We start from the raw sequence: 1,370 nt of genomic DNA on the forward strand, positions 1-1,370 counted from the left end.
TTTAAATCTAGTGGTAGATCAACTCAACAACAAGGCAGCCGAAGGCTCCATTAGAGGGGATGCGCATTTTGAAGCCAAAGCGGTTGGAGGTAATCCGCTGGAGGCGCTGAGTGGTTTGACCGGGGCTGGTGCTCTCTTTACACCAAAAGTGGATCTCAATAATTCAGGGGAACCTTCTGAGGGGCTTCCTTTGCCAAAGCCCCAATCGGGCGGTGTTGGGGGCACGCTACCTCAACAGAATTTCCTTTATGAAACGCGGGCGGAATTCCTTGATGTTGGTAAATTTTATGGATCAGCCTATTTCTTGAACAGAATTGGCTACAATCCTGATAGGGAGATTTTTTTCTTAGGGGATGCTTATTTTGAAAAGCAATTGGTTGAAGAGCAATTGCGTGATCTGGTTGGTCAAGGTTTAGGCAAAGGAGGGGTCTTAATTCCTGGTAAGGATGCTGTTGAACAAATGAAAACCTTGCTAGATGTAGGGGCAGACTATGTAAAAGCCAACAATCTTGTCTTTGGAGAAGCTTTAAGTGAAGAACAATTGGCAAGTTTAGAAGCGCCCATGGTGATTTATGTGCGTCAAAGAATAAAGGGCATGGATGTTTATGCTCCCGTTCTTTACATCCCCGAAAAAGACAGAGCTTCCTTTGTTTTTGCAAGTGCTTTAATCATGGGTGAGAATGTCAATATCACTGCTAAAAATATCACCAATTCAGGGCGGATAAATGCCACACATCACTTGCAGATGAAGAGCAGCCAACTTCTAGGTCAAGGGGGGCATTTTGTTGCTGGTAATGATGCTGTTTTGCTTGCGGAGAACAATATTCATTTGGATGCAGGGCGCACAATGGTTGACGGTGTGGAAACTGTTTTAAACACCAATGCGCTTTCTGCTGGGGGCAATGCGACAGTTCTTGCTAAGAAAGATATGACAGCCTCTGGGGTAAAGATCAGCACAGGGGGTGATCTTGCCATGGCCACAGAGCAGGGCAATTTGACAATCGGTGCCATAAAAACTACCGACCATGATGCGCAGGGTAATGCATCCATGCATCAACAATCAGAAGTTAATTCTGGAGGCTCAACAACGCTTTCCTCTGGAAAGGATCTGAATATTCTGGGCTCTGAAGTTCAAACGAAGGATAATCTTTTCTTACAAGCAAAAGACACTGTTTCGCTTGATGCCACGCGCAACAGTGCCAATAGCTATCGGGGGGATCACACCTCCCATGTTGCTGTGCATAATGGCTCTTATTTAAGTTCTGGAAAAGAGACCACTGTTCTCTCTGGAAAAGATATCCGTGTTTTTGCGTCCGATATCGATGCGAAGGGCAATGTTGCTCTTGGTGCTCAAGGGAATATCACGATAG

1 protein-coding gene is annotated in these 1,370 nt (G+C 45.3%); it reads left to right on the forward strand.

Features of this window, described 5'->3' with window-relative positions; translation table 11 throughout:
- Window positions 1-1,370, forward strand: a 1,370-nt coding sequence (locus ACFINZ_RS09460; protein ID WP_375701394.1) for a hemagglutinin repeat-containing protein, incomplete at both ends; no start/stop codon positions are given.

It is taken from the genome of Bartonella sp. AA81SXKL, from assembly GCF_042196945.1.
Lineage (GTDB): Bacteria > Pseudomonadota > Alphaproteobacteria > Rhizobiales > Rhizobiaceae > Bartonella.